Source organism: Tepidimonas sp. (genome assembly GCF_036824975.1).
Taxonomy (GTDB): Bacteria; Pseudomonadota; Gammaproteobacteria; order Burkholderiales; family Burkholderiaceae_C; genus Tepidimonas.
Map to the genome: position 1 here is coordinate 21,855 of NZ_DAISZC010000021.1, position 5,970 is coordinate 27,824.

The window sequence follows — 5,970 nt, forward strand, 5'->3', positions numbered from 1 at the left end:
GGATCGCGTCGCGCAGGATTTCGGCGCCGACCCGCAGGTTGCTGACGGGGTCGAAGACCGCCAGCGCACCGCCCAGAGGCTCCAATTTGTCGGCATGCACGCGCGTGTGCACCTGCATCAGGCCGTGTGCCCCCACCGTGCTGGCGGCAAACGGGTTGAAGCGCGATTCGACCGCCACTACGGCCAGGATCAGCGTGGGATCGAGCTGCAGCTGCCGTCCGATCTGGTGGGCTTCGGCCACCAGCGCGCCCAGCGGCTCGCTGGCCACGCGGTATTTGCGCGCCAGCCAGTGCGCCAGTCGGGCCTGTTCCTGGGGCAGGCCGGCCAGATCGGCCGCGATCACGCGTTCGGTGACGAGCGCGGCGTCGTCACCGGCCGGCTCCGCCGCCTGACGGGTCAACAGCCATTCGGTGACTTCGCGCTCCAGCGAGCTGCGCCAGGCCGGCTGCAGCGCCAGCAGCGCCACACCGGTCAGCAGCGCCAGCCCGATGGAGGCCAGTGCGTGGCGCAAGGCACCCAGGGCGGTCCGGACCCACGGGCGCGCGCCGGCGGCCGGTGTAGTGGTCGCCTTGGCGACCACCGCCGACCGGCGCTGATCGGGTCGGGGATCGGCACGCCAGCCCTGCAGGGCGGCGTGGCCTCGGGTGTCGATGCACAGGGTCATGGACACGCTCCTTTCGTCGATGGTCGAACCACCCGGCAACCCGCGGCCGCTAGGGGCTGCGGTCGGGTCGTGACCGCAGCCGGTGTCCGGCGCGGCAGGGGCGGTCGGTAAGCGGCCGGCGCGCCACAGGAGCACACTGCACCGCCTGATCCCGGGTTGGTCCGTGAGCAGGCACGTGGCCGCGGGCTGGCCTGTCGGGATGGCCAGCTCCCGGCGGGCACGGTTCGCATCGCGACCGGCTCCGCCCGGCAACCCTGCTCGGGGTTGAAGGGATGCAAAACGGGCGCGATGGTAGGGGGCTTGTCATTCCAAGTCAATACTTATGGATGTCAATAACATCGCTAGTGGTAATAAACAGTGGTCACATTCAGCCGCCTGCTGGCAGACGTGGCGCGCGGCTGGCCGTCGTCACTGTCCCGGTCTTGTCTGGCGTGTCCGGATGTTGTGGCATGGTGCAACCAGTGGTTCCCGGGCGCTGTACCGGGAGGCGATCGGTCACTACCGGGCGTTACCCGTTCAATGATCGGGCCGGCGACCATCGAAAAAATTCAGCGCACCGCGCGTGCCGGGGGGATATAGTGAAACTGTCGCCGTGCGTCCAGTGGCCAGACAGCCGGGCGCCGCGACAGGCCCGCCAAGGTCGGCAACGCCTTGGCCCGGCCCTCTGATGGAGGCAATCCGTTGCCTCCGGCCCCGTGTGACGAATCACCTCCACGCGGCCACGGTTGGCACGGTGCGAACCCCGTGCCCAGGCTCCGGTGGGTGCAGCCCGCCGGGGCCTTTCTGCTGGATTGCGCTCCGCTGCGGCGCGCGTGCCGCCGCTGGTGGCCATTGCGTTGCGGTGGTGTGTGCGGGGTAGCCCCTCAGCCAGCGGTGGCGCGGCGCTGCACCTCGGCCACGTAAGCCAGACCGTCGGGCGGGCGGCCGCTGCGCTGACTCTCCCACAGCATCCGCCCCAGACATGCCATTACCTCGTGATGTGCCGCGTGCAAGGAGTTGCGGCGGGTCGCCAGTAGCTCCACCGCCTGGCGGATGCCGGGCGGCTGGTCGATCGAGCACTGCTCGCTGATGCTCAGGTGCATCGACAGGTGCAGGAAGGGATTGTCACGGTCGGGGTCGGCTTGGCCCATGGCGCGCAACGCGGCGTTGAGGTCGGCCAGCTCCGCGTGGTACTCTGGATGGTGCTCGATCCATGCCCACGCCAGCTGCTCCAGCGGCTCCATCGGCAGGCCGCGCCGGCCCTTGTCGTATGCGCCGCAGAAAAAGCGGCGCACGTCGGCTTGCGAAGGGGTGAACATGGGTGCATTGTCGCCCCTTTGCGCTACGATGGGTGGATCCGCAATCCGTGCCGAGGTATCGCATGCCCGTGCTCGTCATCGCCAATCCGAAGGGGGGCGTCGGCAAAACCACACTGGCCACCCAGATTGCCGGCTACTGGGCGCGCTGCGGGCACGCCGTCATGCTGGGCGATGTGGACCGGCAACAGAGCTGCGCTCTCTGGCTGCGGCAGCGTCCGGCGCAGGCGCGGCCGATCGCCGGCTGGGACGCCAGCCGCAGCGACGTGCTCAAGCCGCCACGCGGCACCACGCACGTGGTGCTGGACACACCAGCCGGACTGCACGGGCAGCGCCTGCGCGCGGTGCTGCGCCATACCGACGGCGTGCTGGTGCCCGTGCAGCCGGGCCCGTTCGACATCTACGCCACCTACGACTTTCTGCACGCGCTACGCGAGCGCGCCCCCCCCGGCTTGGCGCTGGCGCTGGTGGCGGTGCGGGTAGACGAGCGCACGCGGGCGGCACGCCAGCTGCAGGCCTTCGTGCAGACGTTGTCGGTGCCGCTGGTGGCCCAGGTGCGCGAGGCCCAGGTATACCGTCACCTGGCCGCGCATGGGTTGACGCTATTCGACGTGGCGCCGCAGCAGGTGCAGCGCGAGCTGACGCACTGGCGACCGCTGCTGCATTGGGTAGACCGGCTGGGACGCTAGACTGCCGCGCATGAAGACTTTTGCCTCTTTCGATGCGTTGCGTGCCGCCGTGGGCACCGATGTGGCGGTGACGCAGTGGCTGACCATCACCCAGGAGCGCATCGACCGCTTCGCTGAAGCCACCGACGACCACCAGTGGATCCACGTGGACGCCGAACGCGCCGCCCTGGGGCCGTTCGGGCGCCCCATTGCGCACGGGTTCTTGACCCTGTCGCTGCTGTCGCGCTGGTTGGCCGAGGCGGTGCAGGTGCAGGGGGTGCGGTTATCGATCAACTACGGCACCGATCGGGTACGCTTCACCGCGCCGGTGCCTGTGGGCAGCCGACTGCGCGCCCACCTGCATTTGTTGTCGCTGCAGCCCATCGAGCCCGATGGTGTGCACCTGTGCTGGCGCGCTACGGTCGAAATCGAGGGGCAGGCCAAGCCAGCCTGTGTAGCCGACATGCTGGTGCGGCACTATCGCTGAGGGGTATCAGGCGCAGTCGGTGCGGCCCCGGCGAAGTCCAACTGGCGCCAGACCTCGAAAGCCGTCACGGCCACCGCGTTGGAGAGGTTGAGGCTGCGTTGGCCGGGCCGCATCGGCAGGCGCAGTTGCTGCGCGGACGGCAGGGTGTGCAGCACCTCTGCGGGCAGGCCGCGCGACTCCGAGCCAAAAATCAGCCAGTCGCCGGCGGCAAAGCGTGTGTCATACACCGAGCGCGAGCCGCGCGTGGTCAGCGCAAAGCAGCGCGTCGGGTCGGGGCGCTCGCTGGCCAGCAGCGCCGCCCACGAGGCGTGACGCCGCACGGTGGCGTATTCGTGGTAGTCCAGCCCGGCGCGGCGCAGCAGCCGGTCTTCCATCGAAAACCCCAGCGGTTCCACCAGGTGCAGCGTCGCGCCGGTGTTGGCGCACAGGCGGATGACGTTGCCGGTGTTGGGCGGGATCTCCGGGGCCACGAGGACAATATGCCACATGGGGCACGCATTATTGCACCGCGGGGTCGGGGTCGGGCGGTGGGGTGCGCGCCAGCACCAGGGCGCGCACCGTCACCGCGCCTGCCTCGCCCAGCGCTGCACAGGCTGCGCGCAGCGTGGCCCCGGTGGTCATCACATCGTCGACCACCAGCACGTGGCGGCCGGCGATGTGTGCGGCTATCCGCACATCGGGCCGGAACAGGCGCGGCCCCTGCGCCAGCCGCTGGGCACGGCCCAGCTGGTGCTGATCCGTCGTGGTGTCGTCGCGCCGCAGCGCCTGTGCCAGCGCGCGCGGCGTGGGCCGCTGCGCCGCCAGCGCCTGCATCAGCGCCCACACGGGGTGGTAACCCCGCTCGGCCAGGCGGCTGGGAGCCGAAGGCACCGGCAGCCAGACCTCGGACGCCCGCAGCAGCGCATCCAGCGCCGGATCGTCCAGCCACAGCCGTGCCAGCGGCGCTGCCAGCCCCAGCCGGCCGCGGAACTTGAATGCCGCGATCCAGGCGTCCCACGGCGGTGCGTAGTCCACGCGCGCCAGCACCTGCTGCCACGGGGCCTCGTCGATGCAGCGGCTGCAGCGCGACAGGCCAATGGGCAACGGCAGCGCACAGCGCGGGCAGCGAGGCACGACCGGCGCCAAGTCATGCCGACAGGGCGGGCACAACGGGCCGTCCGGCCAGCGCCCGCACGCTTCGCACACTGCAGGCACGCCCCGTCCCAGCCGGTGCCACCAGCGTCGCCACCTCGATTGCTGCAACATTCCTTGCCCTCCCCATGGTTGGCAGCGGGCCGACTATACTGCGTGGCCCATGGCCAGCGCCCACGCCCACTTTCCTCTCGTATCCACCGACGGCAGCCGCGTGCCCGAGCTGGATGCGGTGGCGACGGCGCGCTGGCGCCAGCGTGTTCCCAAGGCTAGCCCCTGGCTGCACGATTGGGTGGGGGGGCGCATGGCCGAGCGGCTGGACTGGATCCGCGCGCAGCCGAGTGCGTGGGTCAGTTGGTCGCCGCTGCTCGCCGGTGAAACGGCGCATCGGGCCGTGGTGCAGCGCTACCCGCAGGCGCGGGTGTGGCTGGCGGGGGAGCTGGGGGCTGCCACGTGGGCGCGCTGGCAGCCGCGCGCCCAGCCCTGGTGGCGCCGCTGGCGCCGCGCAGCGCAGGTGGCCCAAACCCCTTGGGGCCTGCTGGCGGGAGTGGCCGCGCCCGATCAGCCGGTGCCGCAGTCGGTGGGTCTGGTGTGGGCCAACATGGTGCTGCATCTGACGGCCGAGCCGCGCCGCCTGCTGCAACAGTGGTACGACTGGCTGGTCGAGGACGGCTTTCTGATGTTTAGCTGTCTGGGCCCCGATACGGCGCGCGAGCTGCGCGCGGTGCACGCGGCAATGGGCTGGCCGCCACCGGCGGCGCCCTACGTGGACATGCACGACTGGGGAGATCTGCTGGTGGCGGTGGGCTTTGCCGAGCCGGTGATGGACATGGAGCGCGTGACCCTGACCTATCCGGATGCGCAGCGTCTGCTGGCGGAGCTGCGCACCACGGGCCGCAACTGGCACCCGGCGCGTCACCCGGCGCTGCGCGGGCGGGCCTGGCAGACGCGCTGGCTGCAGGCGGTGCAGGAACATCTGCCGCGTGACGCCCAAGGGCGGCTGTGCCTGACGGTGGAGGTCGTCTACGGCCACGCCATCCGTCCGCGTCCGCGCCTGACCGTGGCGGCCGAGACGCGGGTGCCCCTGCAGCACCTGCGCCAGGCGCTGCGCCCCCGGGCCCAGGAAGCGGCCCGGCCCGCTGCCGAAGACCGCTGAAAACCCCACTACAATTGATCTAGATCAAACACGCGGGCGCGACGCAAACCGCATCACGTGTCGGCGCCTGGCAGGTCTGTGTCACGCTGGATCAGGAGCGACCGGTGGTCCCCGAAGCGCAGTTCGCCGCGGCGCAGCCGCTGCAGTTGGCCCGTGCTGATCGACACGGCTGGCGCTGGCTGCTCAAGCGTCCCTGCGCGCTGACGCCGCGCCAGTGCGCCGTCGCGTTCGGGCTGGCGTGCGGGGCGTCCCTGCTGGTGGCACTGTCGTTCTGGGCGGTGGGCGTCGGGTGGGTGCTGCCCTTTGCCCTGCTCGAGCTGACCGCGCTGGGCACGGCGCTATTGTGGTACGGACGACACGCGGCGGACCGCGAGCTGTTGGTGTTGCGCGATGGTCGTCTGCTGGTCGAGTGGGAACGGGTGGGACGGGTGGAGCGTCGGGAGTGGCCAGCACCGTGGGTGCGGGTCGAGGGTCCGGCGCAGGGACAGGGATGGCTGCGTTTGCGGGTGGGCAGTGACAGCGTGTGCATCGGTCGGCTGGCGACCCCGGCGCAGCGGCGCCAGCTGGCG

Annotated in this window: 8 protein-coding genes; 4 read left to right on the plus strand and 4 right to left on the minus strand. The window is 70.9% G+C overall.

Translation table 11 applies throughout. The features are described from left to right. Positions 1-664: lytic transglycosylase domain-containing protein (locus V7Z54_RS04150; protein WP_334134562.1), on the minus strand; the 664-nt coding region annotated here is incomplete at its 3' end. 863 nt (positions 665-1,527) lie between these two features. Next, the gene (locus tag V7Z54_RS04155; protein ID WP_334134564.1) at positions 1,528-1,962 is read right to left on the minus strand and encodes a DUF1841 family protein; all 435 of its coding nucleotides are present in this window, start codon (positions 1,960-1,962) and stop codon (positions 1,528-1,530) included. A 62-nt stretch (positions 1,963-2,024) separates the two neighbouring features. Here V7Z54_RS04155 and V7Z54_RS04160 point away from each other — a divergent pair, with 62 nt between their 5' ends. Together V7Z54_RS04160 and V7Z54_RS04165 are read left to right on the plus strand one after the other, a co-directional pair. Beyond that, on the plus strand, positions 2,025-2,648 hold the full coding sequence (locus V7Z54_RS04160) for a ParA family protein (RefSeq protein ID WP_334134565.1): 624 nt from the start codon (positions 2,025-2,027) through the stop codon (positions 2,646-2,648). Between the two features lie 10 nt (positions 2,649-2,658). Then, positions 2,659-3,114, plus strand: coding sequence for a MaoC family dehydratase (locus V7Z54_RS04165; protein WP_334134567.1), 456 nt, complete (start codon positions 2,659-2,661; stop codon positions 3,112-3,114). Here V7Z54_RS04165 and V7Z54_RS04170 read toward each other — a convergent pair. Further along, a complete protein-coding gene (locus V7Z54_RS04170) occupies positions 3,105-3,602 on the minus strand; it encodes a tRNA (cytidine(34)-2'-O)-methyltransferase (RefSeq protein ID WP_334134569.1) in 498 nt (165 codons plus the stop codon). The two genes, V7Z54_RS04165 and V7Z54_RS04170, sit on opposite strands and share 10 nt — an antisense overlap. Positions 3,603-3,612: 10 nt before the next feature. Next, positions 3,613-4,227: a ComF family protein gene (locus V7Z54_RS04175; protein ID WP_334134570.1), complete on the minus strand. Its 615-nt coding sequence runs from the start codon at positions 4,225-4,227 to the stop codon at positions 3,613-3,615. 181 nt (positions 4,228-4,408) lie between these two features. Between V7Z54_RS04175 and V7Z54_RS04180 the strand changes: the two genes are divergently transcribed. Together V7Z54_RS04180 and V7Z54_RS04185 are read left to right on the plus strand one after the other, a co-directional pair. Continuing rightward, the gene (locus tag V7Z54_RS04180; protein WP_334134571.1) at positions 4,409-5,401 is read left to right on the plus strand and encodes a biotin synthase; all 993 of its coding nucleotides are present in this window, start codon (positions 4,409-4,411) and stop codon (positions 5,399-5,401) included. Between the two features lie 104 nt (positions 5,402-5,505). After that, positions 5,506-5,970, plus strand: a 465-nt coding sequence (locus tag V7Z54_RS04185; protein WP_334134572.1) for a DUF2244 domain-containing protein, incomplete at its 3' end; no start/stop codon positions are given.

Coding starts and splice junctions, on each gene's coding strand:
- V7Z54_RS04155 (WP_334134564.1), bottom strand. CDS start 1,962: ATGTTCACCCCTTCGCAAGCCGACGTGCGCCGCTTTTTCTGCGGCGCA.
- V7Z54_RS04160 (WP_334134565.1), top strand. CDS start 2,025: ATGCCCGTGCTCGTCATCGCCAATCCGAAGGGGGGCGTCGGCAAAACC.
- V7Z54_RS04165 (WP_334134567.1), top strand. CDS start 2,659: ATGAAGACTTTTGCCTCTTTCGATGCGTTGCGTGCCGCCGTGGGCACC.
- V7Z54_RS04170 (WP_334134569.1), bottom strand. CDS start 3,602: ATGTGGCATATTGTCCTCGTGGCCCCGGAGATCCCGCCCAACACCGGC.
- V7Z54_RS04180 (WP_334134571.1), top strand. CDS start 4,409: ATGGCCAGCGCCCACGCCCACTTTCCTCTCGTATCCACCGACGGCAGC.